This window comes from Pseudomonas fluorescens (assembly GCF_902498195.1).
In the GTDB taxonomy this organism is placed as follows: domain Bacteria; phylum Pseudomonadota; class Gammaproteobacteria; order Pseudomonadales; family Pseudomonadaceae; genus Aquipseudomonas; species Aquipseudomonas fluorescens_BU.
Window position 1 is genome coordinate 1 of record NZ_CABVIY010000014.1, and the last position, 745, is coordinate 745.

General features: G+C 62.0%; 1 pseudogene. It reads right to left on the reverse strand.

The window, feature by feature from the left end:
- Nucleotides 1–745 (reverse strand): annotated as a pseudogene (locus tag F8N66_RS31585) (hypothetical protein); the annotation flags it as partial.

Consider the following 745-nt stretch of genomic DNA (forward strand, 5'->3'; position numbering starts at 1 on the left):
GCTGTTGCGCGTTGATCAGTGCACGGATGTCCAGCGCCTTGTCGAAGTAGGCCTGGATGTTCACCGCGCCGTCACTGTGGCGGAACACCTGAAAGGCATAGTCCAGGTTTTGCAGCTGTTTACTGATGATCGCTTCAAAAAGCGCCGGGAATACCGCGCCGCTGATCACGGCGCCGGACACCTGCGGCTCATGGAAACCGATGAAGCGCTGGCGTTCCTCCAGGCTCATGAGGTCATAGAGTTCATCGTCGTGCCCGGCCACTGTGGATTTGTTCTGCAGGGTGGCTTTGAGGTCCTGATAGTCCTTCAGCACCTGAAAGCCAACGGCGGGGGTGTAAAGGAAGGCATGGGCGCTGTCCTGGCTGATCATCAGCGAACCGGCGAGCTCCACGAAGTTGGGCTCGTACTCCCACAGGCGCACGGTTTCGAGGGTCAGCGTGGAGGCGCTGTCGGTGATCGGCTTGATCAAGGTGTGCAGGGCGCTGCTGTGTTCCGGGGTGATGGTTTCGGCTTCACGCTTGAGCAGCAGGTCGGCCCGGGCCTTTTCGCCCAGGGCCCGGGCAAAGAATGCCCGGCGCGTGGCGCCGTCGACGCTCGCTTCGTTCCAGTAGCGGTGCAGTTGCGTGGACAGTTGGCTGATCAGTTCATCCGCCGCGCGCTTGAGCGCCGTTTCCCAGCGTTGCTGGTCAGCCGGCTGCGACGCCCTTTGCGGATGAGAAAACTCAGGCTGGCCCAGCGGCCATCG